This is a genomic window from Nisaea sp., assembly GCF_040217065.1.
Classification (GTDB): domain Bacteria; phylum Pseudomonadota; class Alphaproteobacteria; order Thalassobaculales; family Thalassobaculaceae; genus Nisaea.
The window spans coordinates 412,847-427,586 of the sequence record NZ_JAVJNX010000011.1 but is presented as its reverse complement, the minus strand read 5'-3'; the positions used below and the strand labels follow the sequence as shown (position 1 = coordinate 427,586).

14 protein-coding genes are annotated in these 14,740 nt (G+C 65.3%); 13 read left to right on the top strand and 1 reads right to left on the bottom strand.

Annotation, left to right across the window (positions count from 1 at the left end; translation table 11 throughout):
• Position 1: 1 nt before the first annotated feature.
• Positions 2-412 (bottom strand): glycosyltransferase family 92 protein, encoded by a 411-nt coding sequence (locus RH950_RS20230; protein ID WP_350059560.1) that lies wholly within the window; start codon positions 410-412, stop codon positions 2-4.
• 270 nt (positions 413-682) lie between these two features.
• Here RH950_RS20230 and RH950_RS20225 point away from each other — a divergent pair, with 270 nt between their 5' ends.
• The 13 genes from RH950_RS20225 (at position 683) to RH950_RS20165 (ending at position 14,679) form a co-directional block, all read left to right on the top strand.
• Positions 683-1,504 carry a GntR family transcriptional regulator gene (locus tag RH950_RS20225; RefSeq protein ID WP_350059559.1) on the top strand — a complete coding sequence of 274 codons (822 nt, stop codon included), beginning with the start codon at positions 683-685 and terminating at the stop codon, positions 1,502-1,504.
• Positions 1,505-1,562: 58 nt separating this feature from the next.
• Positions 1,563-2,804 carry an ABC transporter substrate-binding protein gene (locus RH950_RS20220; RefSeq protein ID WP_350059558.1) on the top strand — a complete coding sequence of 414 codons (1,242 nt, stop codon included), beginning with the start codon at positions 1,563-1,565 and terminating at the stop codon, positions 2,802-2,804.
• Positions 2,805-2,883: 79 nt separating this feature from the next.
• The gene (locus tag RH950_RS20215; RefSeq protein ID WP_350059557.1) at positions 2,884-3,783 is read left to right on the top strand and encodes a branched-chain amino acid ABC transporter permease; all 900 of its coding nucleotides are present in this window, start codon (positions 2,884-2,886) and stop codon (positions 3,781-3,783) included.
• The gene (locus RH950_RS20210) at positions 3,780-4,823 is read left to right on the top strand and encodes a branched-chain amino acid ABC transporter permease (RefSeq protein ID WP_350059556.1); all 1,044 of its coding nucleotides are present in this window, start codon (positions 3,780-3,782) and stop codon (positions 4,821-4,823) included. The genes RH950_RS20215 and RH950_RS20210 overlap by 4 nt, the downstream gene beginning before the upstream one ends.
• Positions 4,816-5,562 (top strand): ABC transporter ATP-binding protein, encoded by a 747-nt coding sequence (locus RH950_RS20205; protein WP_350059555.1) that lies wholly within the window; start codon positions 4,816-4,818, stop codon positions 5,560-5,562. The genes RH950_RS20210 and RH950_RS20205 overlap by 8 nt, the downstream gene beginning before the upstream one ends.
• A complete protein-coding gene (locus RH950_RS20200; RefSeq protein ID WP_350059554.1) occupies positions 5,555-6,256 on the top strand; it encodes an ABC transporter ATP-binding protein in 702 nt (233 codons plus the stop codon). The genes RH950_RS20205 and RH950_RS20200 overlap by 8 nt, the downstream gene beginning before the upstream one ends.
• 2 nt (positions 6,257-6,258) lie before the next feature.
• Complete coding sequence (locus RH950_RS20195) at positions 6,259-7,536, top strand: 3-isopropylmalate dehydratase large subunit (protein WP_350059553.1); 1,278 nt, start codon at positions 6,259-6,261, stop codon at positions 7,534-7,536.
• Positions 7,533-8,021 carry a LeuD/DmdB family oxidoreductase small subunit gene (locus RH950_RS20190; RefSeq protein ID WP_350059552.1) on the top strand — a complete coding sequence of 163 codons (489 nt, stop codon included), beginning with the start codon at positions 7,533-7,535 and terminating at the stop codon, positions 8,019-8,021. The genes RH950_RS20195 and RH950_RS20190 overlap by 4 nt, the downstream gene beginning before the upstream one ends.
• Positions 8,018-8,896 carry an isocitrate lyase/PEP mutase family protein gene (locus RH950_RS20185; protein WP_350059551.1) on the top strand — a complete coding sequence of 293 codons (879 nt, stop codon included), beginning with the start codon at positions 8,018-8,020 and terminating at the stop codon, positions 8,894-8,896. The genes RH950_RS20190 and RH950_RS20185 overlap by 4 nt, the downstream gene beginning before the upstream one ends.
• Entirely contained in the window at positions 8,896-10,632 is a 1,737-nt protein-coding gene (locus tag RH950_RS20180; RefSeq protein ID WP_350059550.1) for a hydantoinase B/oxoprolinase family protein, read from the top strand. Before RH950_RS20185 ends, RH950_RS20180 begins: the two co-directional genes overlap by 1 nt.
• Positions 10,629-12,698, top strand: coding sequence for a hydantoinase/oxoprolinase family protein (locus RH950_RS20175; RefSeq protein ID WP_350059549.1), 2,070 nt, complete (start codon positions 10,629-10,631; stop codon positions 12,696-12,698). Before RH950_RS20180 ends, RH950_RS20175 begins: the two co-directional genes overlap by 4 nt.
• Positions 12,698-13,306: a cysteine hydrolase family protein gene (locus RH950_RS20170; RefSeq protein ID WP_350059548.1), complete on the top strand. Its 609-nt coding sequence runs from the start codon at positions 12,698-12,700 to the stop codon at positions 13,304-13,306. Before RH950_RS20175 ends, RH950_RS20170 begins: the two co-directional genes overlap by 1 nt.
• Positions 13,303-14,679 carry an FAD-dependent oxidoreductase gene (locus RH950_RS20165; RefSeq protein WP_350059547.1) on the top strand — a complete coding sequence of 459 codons (1,377 nt, stop codon included), beginning with the start codon at positions 13,303-13,305 and terminating at the stop codon, positions 14,677-14,679. Before RH950_RS20170 ends, RH950_RS20165 begins: the two co-directional genes overlap by 4 nt.
• Positions 14,680-14,740 lie beyond the last annotated feature (61 nt).

The window sequence follows — 14,740 nt, the reverse complement described above, 5'->3', positions numbered from 1 at the left end:
GTCACCAATGGGCCGGGAGCTTGCTCGAAACCTGATGATCCGTAGCAAACCCAGTTGATTCCAAGTCCGGGAAAGCGCTCATACCGCGGCATGATTTCGGCCAGGGTTTCGGTCCGAGCGCGGGCGAAGGCAATTCGTCGATGTCGAAGAAACCGATCCAATGAGCCTCTTTGCGGCGCATGCGGATGCAATGGCTGTAGGCATGTGCCTGGCGTCGGCTCGCCCACCGGACCGGTTCCAGTGTGACCATGCCGCGCGCAACCCATGGCGCGAGAACTTTTTCGGGGTGGTCGGTGCTCTGATCGTCATAGAGGTAGAAATGCTCAACCCCTTGAAGCTCGTAGTGGGTCAACCATTCTGCCAGATAGCGAGCTTCGTCCCGGAAGATTGCACAGACTGCAAGGTAGTGCATGGCGTGGTTTTTCTCCCAACCTCAATGCCCACGCGATATCGCTGAAAGTGTCTCTGAACGTTGATTGAACATAGTACCGCTCCTCGCTGCCCTCTCCAATGGACTGATTTCAGCGGAGTGTGGTCTGCATTTGTCTGACCGAAAACTCATGCCAGGCGGAGATTGGTGGTTTCTCGGTTTCGTGACGCGACAGCTGAGCAGTGGTGATGAAATATGCTTGCCCGCCTCTTAAACGCATATCAATATGTCATTCAGCGTTTGGGAGATTTCATGGCGGACCGGGTGGTCAATATCAGTGCGCAGGGGGCGAGCGGGGCATTGCGGATGCCGCTCTACCACCAGATCTTCCTGATCCTGCGGCAGCAGATCATGGATGGCCTGCACGAATATGACGCGCTGATCCAGGGCGAGCAGGAGCTTGCCGAGACCTATGACGTCTCCCGCATCACCGCCAAGCGGGCGCTGGACGAGCTGGCCGCAGAAGGCCTCGTGGTCCGGGAGCGCGGCCGGGGAACGAGAGTGCGCTACCGGCCGAAGGCCCGGGCCTACAAGGCCTCGATGGACGGGTTGCTGGAAAACCTCATCGCCATGGGGCTGGAGACGGAAGTGCAGCTTCTGTCCTTCGGTTATGTCCCGGCGGCGGAAGAGGTGGCGGCGGCCCTGTCCTGCCCGATCGGCCAGGAAGTGCAGCGCTCGGTCCGGGTGCGCAGCGTCGAGGGCCAGCCCTTTTCCTTTCTCACCACATTCGTTCCGGCCGATATCGGCCGCCGCTACGGCGCCGAGGATCTGGCGAACAAACCGCTGCTGGCGCTGCTGGAGCGCGGCGGCATTCAGGTGGATGCCGCCAGCCAGGCTATCTCCGCCACCCTCGCCGATGCCGAGGTGGCGGGACATCTAAGCATCGAGGCGGGTTCTGCCCTGCTGAAGATCAACCGCATCGTGCGCGACCGGGACGGGCGTCCGGTCGAGTACATCACCGCCCTCTATCGCCCGGATCAATACCAGTACCGGATGGTGCTCTCGCGGGTTCAGGGCGAGACGCACAATACCTGGACAGCGAGCCAGGACGCGGCAACGACCGCGGCGGAATGAACCAACAAAACAGACGAGCAGTCAAAAACAGACGAGCAGTCAAAACAGGGGAATGGCTATGAAAAAGACCTACACATTCAATCATCTCTCGCGCCGCCAGGTGCTGGCCGGTGTTGCTGCAGGCGGCGCCGTTGCCGCTGCCGGAACGCTCGGCATGCCGCATATCGCCCGGGCCGCCGACGCGGTGAAGATCGGAATCGTGCATCCGGTGACCGGCTTCCTGCAGTTCTCCGGCACCCAGTGCCGCTTCGGCGCGCTGGCCGCGGTCGAGGAAGTGAACGAGGCCGGCGGCATCAAGGCGCTCGGCGGTGCGATGCTTGATGCAATCCTGGGCGATGCCCAGTCGAAAGCCGAAATCGGCGCGGCCGAGGTCGAGAAGTTCAACGAGGCCGGCGTCTCCGCAGTCGTTGGCGCCTATGCCTCCGGTATCTGCCTCGCCACCACCCAGACGGCCGCGAAATACGGCATCCCGCATGTCGTCGATGTCGGGGTGAGCGACAAGATCGTCACCCGCGGCCTGGAAAACACCTTCCGCTTCGGCCCGGGCTTCGGCACCATCACCAAGGAGGGTGTCGATCACCTGATCGCCATCAACAAGGATGCCGGCAGCCCGACCAAATCCGTCGTCATCGTGCATGAGAACACGACCGCCTTCGGCAGCGGCATGGCCGGCCTCCTGGAGAAGAACCTGACCCCGGCCGGTTTCGAGGTGAAGGAAATCCTGCCGCACCCGACCGGCAACAAGGACTTCAACAACATCGCCCTGAAGATCAAGGAACTGAACCCGGATCTGGTCATCCCGTCGCACTATTACGGCGACGGCGTGCTGTTCCTGCGCACCCTGCAGCGTCAGCGGGTGAAGCCGAAGGCGATCTATTCCGTGCTCGGCGGCGCCTCCTCGCAGTACCGTTTCGTGAACGAGTTCCCGGATGCGGCCGACTTTGTGATGGACTGCAATCACTGGTTCGATCCGCGCAAGGAAGCGGCTCTGGCCCTGCGCCAGAAGACCGAGGCGGCGGGCCTGTCCTATTCCTACGAGGTCTTCCTGGCCTACGAGGCGGTGATGTTCGCGGTGGACGCGATGGAGCGGGCCGGTTCCGCCGATCGCGGCAAGATCACCGAGGCGATGGCCTCCAGCACCTGGTCCGGCCATTTCATGCCCTACGGCCCGACCAAGATGGTCAACGGCCAGAACCAGGGCGCACAGGCCATGGTCATGCAGGTGCTGGACAAGGAAATCGAGGTTGTCGCACCGAAGGAATTCGCGACCAAGGCCGCGGTGTTCCCGCGCCCGGCCTGAGGCTCGACCTGACTTGAACTGGCGGCGGGAGCGTTTAGCGCTCCCGCCGTGCCACGCGGCCCGAACGCGATAGTTTTTCATGGATTTTCTCGGCCTCAACCTGCCGTCCTACTCGCTCGAGACGGTCTTCGGCTCCGCCATCAGCGGCGTTTTCCTCGGTGCGATCTATGCCCTGGTCGCGCTCGGGCTGACGCTGATCTACGGCGTCCTGCACATCATCAATTTCGCCCATGGCACGCTGCTGATGCTGTCCATGTATGCGGTCTTCTTCCTGTGGAGCCTGTTCGGGATCGATCCCTACCTCGCCATGCTGATCGTGGTGCCGGGGGGGTATCTCTTCGGCTACGTCCTGCAGCGCAGCGTGATCGGCCGGACCAATCACGGACGGGACGAGATCATCCTGCTGGCCACCCTCGGGGTTTCCATCGTGCTGGAGAATGTCGCCCTGTTCGCCTTCTCGGCGAACGAGCGGAACGTGCAGGTGCCCTATGATTTCGACGGCATCGACCTCGGGGTCGTCTATGTCGTCTGGCCGCAGATCGCGGCGCTCGTCGGCTCGCTGGTGATCACCGCCGCGCTCTGGGGCTTCATGCGCTTCACCGATACCGGCAAGGCCATCCGCGCCGTCGCCAAGGAACGGCACGGCGCCCGCCTGATGGGCATCAATGTCGAGCATATCTTCGCCGTCAGCTTCGGCATCGGCACGGCCTGCGTCGCCGCGGCCGCCAGCCTGCTGGCGCCGACCTATGCGGTGTTCCCGCAGGTCGGCTATCTGTTCGTGCTGATCGCCTTCACCGTCGTCGTGCTCGGCGGCATGGGCAGCTTCGTCGGCGCTCTTGTCGGCGGCCTGATCATCGGCGTGACGGAGCAGATCGGCCGGCTCTATCTTGGCGAGAGCCTGGGGCTGATCACCATCTCGGCGATCTTCATCCTGATCCTGCTGCTCCGACCCACCGGCCTGTTCGGACAGAAGTCATGAGGGCCGCGATGATGGATAGCGGGAACATGCAACGGATCGGCTGGGTCGTGCTGATCGGCGCCCTGCTGGCGGCGCCCTTCGCCATCAGCTCCGGGCGCTGGATGGATTTCATCGAGATCACCCTGTTCGCCGCGTTGCTGGGACAGGGCTGGAACATTCTCGGCGGTTATGGCGGGCAGTATTCCTTCGGCCACGCCCTGTTCTTCGGTACGGCGGCCTATCTGCAGGCCCTGCTGCAATACAAGCTCGGCTGGAGTCCGTGGCTGACCCTGTGGATCGCCATCGGCGGCTCGGTCGCGGTCGGCGCCTTTGTCGGCTTTCTCAGCTTCCGCTATGGCCTGCGCGGTTCCTACTTCGCGCTGGTCACGCTGGCCTTCGCAGAGGCGTTCCACGTACTGTCCCGCTCGCTGGTGACGGTCACCGAGGGCGGGCGCGGCGTGCAGCTGCCGCTGAACCAGGACCCGGAGCAGGCACTGGCCACCTTCCAGTTCACCTTCGCCGGGCCGTTCCTGTCGGAAGCCGGGTACTACTACACAATCCTGGCCTTCCTGCTGATAGGCTTCGCCGTGACCGGCTGGCTGAACCATTCCCGTTTCGGCGCGCAGCTCCAGGCCGTGCGCGAGGACGAGGATGCGGCCTCGGCGCTTGGCATCGATCCCTTCCGGGTGAAGATGGGCGCGATCTGCCTGTCCGCCGCGGTCACCTCGCTCGCCGGGATCTATTACGTGCAGAAATTCCTGTTTGTCGATCCGGGCATCGCCTACGGACCGGGCAAGTCGGTCGAGGCGCTGTTCGCGGCCATCATCGGCGGCGTCGGCACCGTGCTCGGCCCGCTGCTCGGCTCCGCCTTCATCCATCTTGTCGGCGAGTTCGCCAAGGAGACCATCGGCGCCATGCTGGGGGACCGGCCGGGCGTCGATCTGATCCTGTTTGGCATCATCCTTGTCCTGATACTGGCCTATATGCCGCGCGGGCTTGTCGGGTTGCTGGAGGTGCTCTGGCGGAAATTCATGGCAAAGCGGGGAGGCGGCAATGCTTGAGGTTTCCTCCCTGACCAAGCGCTTCGGCGGCCTCGTCGCCGTCAACGGCGCCAGCCTGACCGTGGCCGAGGGCGAGATCGTCTCCCTGATCGGCCCGAACGGGGCGGGCAAGACCACGCTGTTCGCCTGCATCGCCGGCTTCCTGAAGCCGAACGAGGGCAGCGTAGTGCTCGACGGGCGGAACATCACAGGGCGCAAGCCGCACGAGATCTGCCGGCGCGGCATGGTCCGCACCTTCCAGGTTGTGAAGCCCTTCGCCGGGTTGAGCGTGCAGGAGAATATCGCCGTCGGCGCCCATACAAGGATCGCCGGCCGGGCGGATGCGCTCGCCTTTGCCGGCAAGATCGCCGGGCAGGTCGGCCTCGGCGCCATGCTGGACCAGTCGGCAGGGGATCTTACCGTCGCCGGGCGCAAGCGGGTCGAGCTGGCCCGGGCGCTGGCGACACAGCCGAAATTGCTGCTGCTGGACGAGGTCATGGCCGGGCTCAACGCCACGGAGATCCTGGAGATCGTCACCATCATCCAGCAGATCCGGGATGCCGGCGTGACCATCCTGCTGATCGAGCATGTCATGCAGGCGGTGATGAAGCTCTCCGACCGGGCCTATGTGCTGAACTATGGCGAGATCATTGCCGAGGGCAGCCCGGTCGAGATTGCGCATGATCCGAAAGTGGTCGAGGCCTATCTCGGGCACGGGGCGAGCGAGCGGATGAAGTCCGCAGGAGTCAGCAATGCTTGAGGTCACGGATCTGAAAGCCGGATACGGTCAGGCCAAGGTGCTGCACGGCGTCTCGCTGAAGGTCCGCGAGGGCGAGCTGGTCGCCCTGCTCGGCAGCAACGGTGCGGGCAAATCGACCCTGAACAACAATATCTCCGGCATCTACAAGCCGTTCGCCGGCAGCATCCGGTTCGACGGGATCGAGATTGCCGGGGCCCGGGCCGAAGAAGTCGTGGATCGCGGCCTGATCCAGGTCCCGGAAGGCCGTCGGGTGTTTCCGAACATGAGCGTGCGGGAAAATCTGGAGCTTGGCTCCTACCGCCGGGGCACGCCGAACCGGGCCCGGAACATCGATCGGGTGGTCGAAATCTTCCCGCGCCTGAAGGAACGGTTTGACCAGTATGCCGGCACGCTGTCCGGTGGCGAGCAGCAGATGCTGGCCATCGGACGCGGCCTGATGGCCGAGCCGCGCCTGCTGATCCTGGACGAGCCGTCGCTGGGCCTGTCGCCGCTGCTGGTGGAGGAGATGTTCGCGCTGATCCAGAAGCTGCGGGCCGAAGGGCTGGCGATCTTCCTGGTGGAGCAGAATGTCGTCCAGTCGCTGGAAATCGCAGACCGGGCCTATGTCATGGAGAACGGCCTGATCACGGTCGAGGGACCGGCGCAAGATCTGATGCATGACGAGGAGCTGCGCCGCTCCTATCTGGGGATGTAGACATGAGCATGACACTGGCGGAAAAGATCATCGCGCAGGCGGCCGGGCAGGGGAGCGTCCGGGCGGGGGAAATCGTCACCTGCGCCGTCGACCTTGCCATGATCCATGACAGTGGCGGGCCGCGCCGGGTGAAACCGGTGCTGGAGCGCCTCGGCGTGAAGGTCTGGGACGCGAAGAAGGTGGTCGTGATCTCCGACCATTACGTCCCGGCGGTGGACCAGCAGAGCGCCGCGATCCTGAAACTGACCCGGGACTGGGTGAAGGATCAGGAGATCGAGGGCTTCTATGACCAGCAGGGCATCTGCCATGTGGTGCTGCCGGAACGCGGGCATCTGAAGCCGGGCATGTTCGTGGTCGGCGGCGACAGCCACTCGCCGACGGGCGGGGCTTTCGGCTGCTACATGTTCGGCGTCGGGGCGACGGACATGGCGGGCGTGCTGGTCACGGGCGAGACCTGGATCCGGGTGCCGGAGACCATCCGGATCGACTGGTCAGGCACCCTGCCGCACGGCTCGTCGGCCAAGGACATGATGCTGAAGCTCTGTGCCACGCTCGGCATGGATGGCGGCGATTATCAGGCGGTGGAATATACCGGCAGCACGATTGCCGGTCTGTCCATGACCGAACGCATGACCATGTCGAACATGGCGGCCGAGCTCGGCGCCCAGGCCGGACTGATCGCGGCTGACGGGACGACGGCGGACTATATCCGCGCCGCCGGCGCCGATCCGGACGAGGGCACGGCCTTTGCCGGTGACGAGGATGCGGCTTACCGCGTGGTCCACAAGTTCGATGCTACCGCGCTCGGCCCGCAGGTCGCGGCGCCGGACAGCCCGGCCAATTCCGGGCCGGTCGAGGATGCGGACGATACACCGGTCGACCAGTGCTATATCGGCGCCTGCACCGGCGCGAAGCTGGAAGATCTGCATATGGCGGCCGAAGTGCTCGGCGGCCGCAAGGTCGCGAGCGGGACACGCCTGCTGCTGGCCCCGGCCTCGACCCGTGTCACCGCCGCGGCCGCCGCTGACGGCACGCTGGCGAAGCTGACGGAAGCGGGCGCCATCCTGATGCCGTCCGGCTGCGGCGCCTGTGCCGGGTATGGCGCGGGCGTGCTGGCCGAGGGCGAGACCTGCATGGCCTCCACCGCGCGGAATTTCAAAGGCCGGATGGGAGCGCGCTCCTCGAAAGTCTATCTCGGCTCGCCCTATACCGTTGCCGCGACCGCCGTGCGCGGGCGTGTCGCCGACCCGCGCCCCTTCCTGGCGGAGAACAGGCCATGAGCGGCAAAGCCTGGAAATACGGCGACAATGTCGATACCGACCTGCTCGCCCCCGGCGCCTACATGAAGGGCCCGGTGGAGGAGCTGGCGAAGCATTGCCTCGAAGCCATCGATCTTGAGTTCGCGCCGAACGTGCAGCCGGGCGACGTCATCGTCGCGGGCCGCAATTTCGGCATTGGCTCCAGCCGGGAGCAGGCGGCCGAAGTGCTTGTCCTGCTCGGCGTGAAGGCCGTCATCGCCAAGAGCTTCGGCGGTATCTTCTACCGCAACGCTTTCAATCTCGGCCTGCTGGCGCTGGTCGCCGACGCCGAGGCGGATATCGAGGCCGGGCACGAACTGGACCTCGATCCGGCCAGCGGCACCATCACCAACACAACCACCGGCGCGCGGATCGCCGCCGAACCCGTTCCCGAGCATCTCCGCCGCATTGTCGCGGCCGGCGGGCTCGTTCCCTATCTCGAGCAGAAACTGGAGAAACACTCATGACGCCGTCAAGCGTCCTGAAACAGCGGCTGAAACAGCCCGAGATCCTTGTGGCGCCGGGCGTGTTCGACGCCTTCAGCGCCATGGCGGCGACCAATGCCGGCTTCGAGGCGCTCTATGTCTCCGGCGCCTCCATCGCCTATACCCGTCTCGGCCGCCCGGATATCGGCCTGTTCGGGCTGGAGGAAGTGGCGGACGTGGTCTCGCATATCTCCGAGCGGGTCGACCTGCCACTGATCGTCGATGCCGATACCGGCTTCGGCAATGCGCTGAACGTCCAGCGCACAATCCGCCTGCTGGAGCGTTCCGGCGCCGCCGGGATCCAGATCGAGGATCAGGCGATGCCGAAGCGCTGCGGCCATCTGGACGGCAAGGCGCTGGTCTCCAGGTCGGAAATGGCGGGCAAGATCCGCGCCGCCGTCGATGCCCGCCGGGACGAGGCGACCCAGATCATCGCCCGCACCGACGCCATCGGCGTCGAAGGATTCGAGGCCGCCCTGGAACGCGCCCAAGCCTACAAGGACGCCGGTGCCGACGTGCTGTTCGTCGAGGCACCGCGGGACGAGGCCGAGATCGCCGAAGTGATCTCCCGCTTCGGGGCGGACATTCCGCTGCTGGCGAACATGGTCGAGGGCGGCAAGACACCGGCCAGGTCCGCCGAGGAGTTGCAGGCGGCCGGGTTCGATATCGTCATCTTCCCGGGTGGCCTGATGCGGGCGCTGGCGGTGACCATCACCGACTATTTCCAGAGCCTGCACGAGCACGGCAGCACCAAGCCGTTCCAGGACCGGATGCTGGACTTCAAGCAGCTGAACGACCTGCTGGGCACGCCGGGCATTCTCGAGGCCGGCCGGAAATATGACGGGGAGGACGCCTGATGGCGGCCCTCGATCCGGTCACCCTCGCGGTTCTGAAAGGGCGGCTCGAACAGATCGCGGACGAGATGGACGCGACCCTGTTCCGCAGCGCCTTCAATCCGATCATCGCCGAGGCGCATGACGCCTCCCACGGGCTCTATCACGCGACAACCGGCGAGACGCTGGTGCAGGGCAAATCCGGCCTGCCGATCTTCGTCGGGGCCATGTCCTTCGCGGTGAAAGCCGTGATCGACAAGTTCGGCGCCACGGGCGGGATCAGCGAAGGCGATGTCTTCATCTTCAACGATCCCTATGAAGGCGGCACCCACCTGTCCGACTTCAAGCTTGTGCAGCCCTTCTATAGGGACGGCAAACTGTTCTGCTTCCTTGCCTCCGTCGGACATTGGCACGATGTCGGCGGAAATGTGCCGGGGAACTACAACCCGGTCGCGACCGAGAGCTTTCAGGAAGGCATGATGATCCCGCCGGTGAAGCTGTTCTCCAAGGGAGAGCTGCGGCAGGACGTGATCGATATCATGCAGGCCAATTCCCGCCTGCCGGGCAGCCTTTATGGTGACCTGAACGGCCAGATCAACGCGCTGCGTCTCGGCAACGACCGGCTGGGCGCATTGCTCGGGGAATATGGCGCGGACACCGTCGCAGGCGCCATGACAGAGCTGCGGGACAGGGCCGGGCAGCTCATGCGCAGCTTGATCGCGGAGATGCCGGACGGCCGCTATTCGGCGGATGATTTCCTCGACAATGACGGGATCGTCGACGAGCCGCTGCGCATCGCGCTGGATATCGTCATCGAGGGCGAGACCATGATTCTCGATTTCTCCCGTACCTCGCCGGCCTGCGCCGGTCCGGTGAACATCTCCCGCTCGACCGCGATTGCCTCCTGCTACGTGGCGCTGAAGCATGTCTTCAAGGACGTGCCGGCCAATGCGGGCGTGCTGGAGCCGATCACCTTCGTCATTCCAGAGGACAGCCTTTTGAGCGTCAAGGCGCCGAAACCTGTCGGCGGCTATACCGAGACCATCCTGCGCATCATCGACACCGTGTTCGTTGCCCTCAGCGACGCGGCGCCGGAGATGGTGAACGGCTGCGCTTATGGCACCATCAACGCGCTGTCGTTGGCGGGGCACCGCAAGAACGGTCAGCGCTGGGTGATGTTCTCCTTCTTTGGTGGCGGCCATGGCGGCAATCCGGAAGGCGACGGGCTGAACCACGGCAACGCGCCGATCTCGACGGCGACCATACCGCCGATGGAAATCCTGGAAGCCGCCTATCCGGTGCGTTTCACCCAATGGGCGCTGCGGCCGGACAGCGGCGGTGCCGGACGCCATCGCGGCGGCCTCGGGGCGATCTACGAAATCGAGCTGCTGGAAGAGAAGGCGGATGTCTTCCTCTTTGGTGAGCGCGGCCGGTTCGCGCCGCATGGTGTGGTCGGTGGCGGCGATGCGGCCCTGAACACATTCACCTATGAGCAGGTGGATGGTGATCATATACCGCCAATGGCCTCGAAGATGGTCGGCATCAAGCTGGCGCAGGGCCAGAAGGTCCGACTGGAGACGCCGGGCGGCGGCGGGTACGGCGACGTGCTGGAGCGCGCGCCCGGCGCCGTCGCGGAGGATGTCCGGCTCGGCTATGTCAGCGCCGAGGCGGCTGCCAAGACCTATCGCACAATCATCGCCGCCGACGGATCCGTCGATACAGCGGCTACCGAAGTCCTGCGCGCGGAGTCTGCGCAATGAATGATTTGAGCCGGAAGACCGTCGTCGGCGTTGATGTCGGTGGCACGTTTACCGATCTGTTCTTCCTCGACGAAGCAGCCGGAACATGTGGCGTTGCCAAGGTCCCCTCGACCAAGCCGGACCAGTCCGTCGGCATTCGCGGCGGCATCGCCGAGGGCGGCGTGGAACTCGGCGCCATCGGCACCATCGTGCACGGCACCACCGTCGGCACAAACGCGCTGCTGGAACGCAACGGCGCCCGCACCGGAGTGATCACCACGACCGGTTTCCGCGACGTGCTGGAAATGCGCCGCCGCGATCGGCCGCAGACCTGGGGCCTCTGGGGCAGCTTCGATCCTGTCGTGCCGCGTGACCTCCGCCTTGAGGTGGATGAGCGGGTGCTGGCGGACGGCTCCGTGCATACCGCGGTCGATCCGGACGCGGTGAAGCAGGCCGCGAAGGTTTTGCTGGAGCGGGGCGCCGAATCCGTCTGCGTCTTCTTCGTTAATTCCTACGCCAACGATGCGAACGAGAAGGTGGCGCTTGAGGCTGTCCGCGCGGTCTGGCCGAACCCGCATATCACCGCCTCCAGCGTGATCCTGCCGGAAATTCGGGAGTTCGAACGCGGCTCGACCGCCTCCCTCAACGCCTATCTCCAGCCTCCGGTGGGCAACTACCTCGAGCGGCTGGAAGACGGGTTGCGCGAGGGCGGCTTCGGCGGCCAGGTGCTGATCGTGCAGTCGAACGGCGGCGTCATGTCGGCCAAGGTCGCGCGGGAGCTGCCGGTGCGCACGGCGCTGTCCGGCCCGGCAGCCGGTGTCATTGCCGGGGCCTATATCGCCGAGGCGGCGGGCGAGCCGAACATCATCACCTGCGACATGGGCGGCACCAGCTTCGATGTCTCCCTCGTCGCCGACGGGCAGAGCGCATTGACCGCCCAGACCTCCATCGATTTCGGCATGGTCGTCCGCACCCCGATGATCGAGATCACCACCATCGGTGCCGGTGGCGGCTCCATCGCTTCCGTGGACCGGGGCGGGCTGCTGCAGGTCGGCCCGGAAAGCGCTGGCTCCGATCCGGGGCCGGTCTGCTACGGGCTTGGCAACACGCGCCCGACCGTGACCGACGCGAATGTCGTGATGGGCCGGATCAATGCGGAGCGCCCGATCGGCGGCAAGCTGGACCGGCTGGATGTGGAGGCATCGAAAGAGGCCATTCGCGTGCATGTCGCCGAGCCGCTCGGTATCGCCGTGATGGAGGCGGCGGAAGCCATCGTCCGGGTCGCCAATGCCAAGATGGCGGGCGCCATCCGGCTGGTTTCCATTGAGCGCGGGCACGACCCGAAGACCTTTACGGCAATGCCGTTCGGCGGTGGCGGCGCGCTGCATACCGGGGCGCTGATCAAGGAAGTCGGCCTCGCCCGTGCGCTCGTCCCCCGCTATCCGGGGGTGACCAGTGCGCTGGGCTGCGTCATCGCCGACATGCGGCATGACCGGGTGCAGACCCTGAACACCATGCTGGACATGCTCGATCTCCCGGCCCTGAACGAGGCGGTCGAGGAGATCGTGATCGAGGCCGAAGGGCTGCTGGACGGCGCCAATGTCGCCTTCGAGGGCGTCGAGCGGCTGGTGGAGTTCGACATGCTCTATCTCGGCCAGACCCATACGGTGTCCGTCCCGGTTGCCGACGCGATGAGCGGCGACAAATCGGCGCTTGATGCGGTGAAGATCAGGGCGGCGTTCGAGGCGGCTTACAAAGCCACCTTCGGCAGCCTGCTGGACGGGATCGGCATAAGGGTGATGAACCTGCGGGTCGCCGTGATCGGCACGCGCCCGAAATTCGATCTGGCGCTGCTGGCACCGTCCGAAGGCGGATCGGTCGAGGCCTCGCGTACCGGCGTACGGCAGATCTGGTTCGACGGCAGATGGTGGGACAGCCCGGTCTATGATCGTCTGTCATTGCCGGTCGGTGCGGAAGTGCCGGGCCCGGCGGTGCTGGAGCAGGCGGACACCACCATCCTGGTCGATCCGGACCTCACGGGCACGGTCGACAGCTACGGCAATTTCGTGATCGCGAGGAAAGCCTGATGAGCGGAGATTTCGATCCAAAGACGACGGCGCTGCTGCTGGTCGACATGCAGAATGATTTCCTGCATCCGGCCGGAGCCTATGCGCGTGGTGGTGCGGGCGCGGCTGAGATCGCGGCCTTGCCGGAGACGCTGAAACCGGTGGCGGACCGGATGCGGGAGGTCGGCGGCTGGATTGTCTCCACCCATTTCACGCTGGTTCCGGGCAAGGAGGGCGAGCCCTTCATCTCGCCGCACCTGAAGCAGCTCCGCCCGTTCCTGCGCAAGGGCGATTTCGCTCCGGGCAGTTTCGGTCAGGACCTGATCGAGGGGCTGGCGCCCGCCGATATCAGGGTCGAGAAGGTGGCTTTCTCCGCCTTCTATATGAGCCGCCTCGAATGGGTGCTGAACCGGGCCGGGATCGAGCATCTGATTGTCGGCGGCATCGTCACCAACGGCGGCGTCGCCTCGACCGTGCGCGACGCCCATGTCCGCGACTTCCATGTCACCGTGCTGTCCGACGGCTGCGCGGCCTTCTCTCCGGAAGTGCACGAAACCAACATCGCCGCGCTGAAGAGTGTTGCCGGGATCGACACCTGCGCCAGCGTGACCGGGCGGTTGCAGCCATGATCGGCATCGCATCCCCGGAAGATGTCGCGTTCCCGGCCTGGGTCCAGACCATCGTCATCGGTGCCGGGGCCTGCGGGCTGACGGCGGCGCTGGCGGCACAGGATGCGGGCGGCGAGGTGCTGGTGCTGGAGCGGGACGAAAGCCCGTTCGGCTCCACCTCCATGTCCTCGGGCTTCATCCCGGCGGCGGCAACGCGCTGGCAGCAGGAGCAGGGGATCGACGACGATCCCGGCCTGTTTCTGGAAGACATTCAGCGCAAGTCCCACGATCGCTCCGATCCGACGGTGGCGGCGGAGGTGGTCGAGGCCATCGGCCCGGCGCTGGAATGGCTGGAGGACGAGCATGGCATCCCGTTCGAGGTGCTGGAGGGTTTTCTTTATCCCGGTCACAGCCGGCACCGCATGCATGCCGTGTCGGAACGTACCGGCGAAGCCCTGCTGACGAGGCTTCTGCAGGCGGTGATGGCGGCGGGTATCCCGGTGATGACCGATGCAAGGGTGACGACGCTGTTCGCCGATGAGGACGGCCTGATCTCCGGTGTCGAGGTGACCCGGCCCGATGGCACGACGGAGCTGATCGGCTGCGACAGCCTGATTCTGGCCTGCAACGGCTATGGCGGAAACCCGGAGATGGTGGCGGCGAACATCCCCGCCATGGCGGGGGCGGAATATCACGGCCATGCGGGCAATACCGGTGACGCGGTCGTCTGGGGCGAGGCGCTCGGCGCCGAGGTGCGCGACCTGACGGCCTGTCAGGGGCACGGCTCGCTGGCCATGCCGCACCGTATCCTGATCACCTGGGCGCTGATGATGGAAGGCGGTATCCAGGTGAACAAGAATGGCGACCGGTTCGCCAACGAGCATCAGGGCTATAGCGAGCAGGCCGTCGACGTGCTGAAGCAGCCGGGCGGTGTGGCCTTCGATATCTATGACGCCCGGCTGCATGCGCTCGGGCTGGAATTTCCCGACTACAAGGACGCGGTCAATGCCGGTGCGGTCAGGCAATGCGACAGCGTCGAGGAACTGGCCGAGCATATTGGCGTGCCATTCGATAATCTGGACGCTGCCATTGCCGCAACCCACACGGATGAAATTGACCGGTTCGGCCGGGACCTTGGCAAGACGCCAGGCCTGGAGGATCCGTTCTTTGCCGTCCGTGTCACCGGCGCGCTGTTCCACACCCAGGGCGGCCTCGCCATCGACGGTGAGGCACGCGTGTTGCGGGATGACGGCAGTCCGTTTCCGAACCTGTTCGCCGCGGGCGGTGCCGCCGTCGGCGTCTCCGGCCCGGACATTTCGGGCTATCTCTCCGGCAATGGCCTGCTGACCGCTGTCGCGCTGGGCCGGATTGCGGGAGAGGCCGCCGTCAGGTAAGCGCTCGAGCTGCCGAAGCCAGCGTTGACATGGGGGAAGGGGGCGGTACGTTCGGGACCGT

Bases quoted from the DNA above. Each gene is read 5' to 3' on its own strand.
- RH950_RS20175 (WP_350059549.1), top strand. From the start codon at position 10,629: ATGAATGATTTGAGCCGGAAGACCGTCGTCGGCGTTGATGTCGGTGGC.
- RH950_RS20215 (WP_350059557.1), top strand. From the start codon at position 2,884: ATGGATTTTCTCGGCCTCAACCTGCCGTCCTACTCGCTCGAGACGGTC.
- RH950_RS20210 (WP_350059556.1), top strand. From the start codon at position 3,780: ATGAGGGCCGCGATGATGGATAGCGGGAACATGCAACGGATCGGCTGG.
- RH950_RS20180 (WP_350059550.1), top strand. From the start codon at position 8,896: ATGGCGGCCCTCGATCCGGTCACCCTCGCGGTTCTGAAAGGGCGGCTC.
- RH950_RS20230 (WP_350059560.1), bottom strand. From the start codon at position 412: ATGCACTACCTTGCAGTCTGTGCAATCTTCCGGGACGAAGCTCGCTAT.
- RH950_RS20170 (WP_350059548.1), top strand. From the start codon at position 12,698: ATGAGCGGAGATTTCGATCCAAAGACGACGGCGCTGCTGCTGGTCGAC.
- RH950_RS20165 (WP_350059547.1), top strand. From the start codon at position 13,303: ATGATCGGCATCGCATCCCCGGAAGATGTCGCGTTCCCGGCCTGGGTC.
- RH950_RS20195 (WP_350059553.1), top strand. From the start codon at position 6,259: ATGAGCATGACACTGGCGGAAAAGATCATCGCGCAGGCGGCCGGGCAG.
- RH950_RS20200 (WP_350059554.1), top strand. From the start codon at position 5,555: ATGCTTGAGGTCACGGATCTGAAAGCCGGATACGGTCAGGCCAAGGTG.
- RH950_RS20205 (WP_350059555.1), top strand. From the start codon at position 4,816: ATGCTTGAGGTTTCCTCCCTGACCAAGCGCTTCGGCGGCCTCGTCGCC.
- RH950_RS20190 (WP_350059552.1), top strand. From the start codon at position 7,533: ATGAGCGGCAAAGCCTGGAAATACGGCGACAATGTCGATACCGACCTG.
- RH950_RS20185 (WP_350059551.1), top strand. From the start codon at position 8,018: ATGACGCCGTCAAGCGTCCTGAAACAGCGGCTGAAACAGCCCGAGATC.
- RH950_RS20220 (WP_350059558.1), top strand. From the start codon at position 1,563: ATGAAAAAGACCTACACATTCAATCATCTCTCGCGCCGCCAGGTGCTG.
- RH950_RS20225 (WP_350059559.1), top strand. From the start codon at position 683: ATGGCGGACCGGGTGGTCAATATCAGTGCGCAGGGGGCGAGCGGGGCA.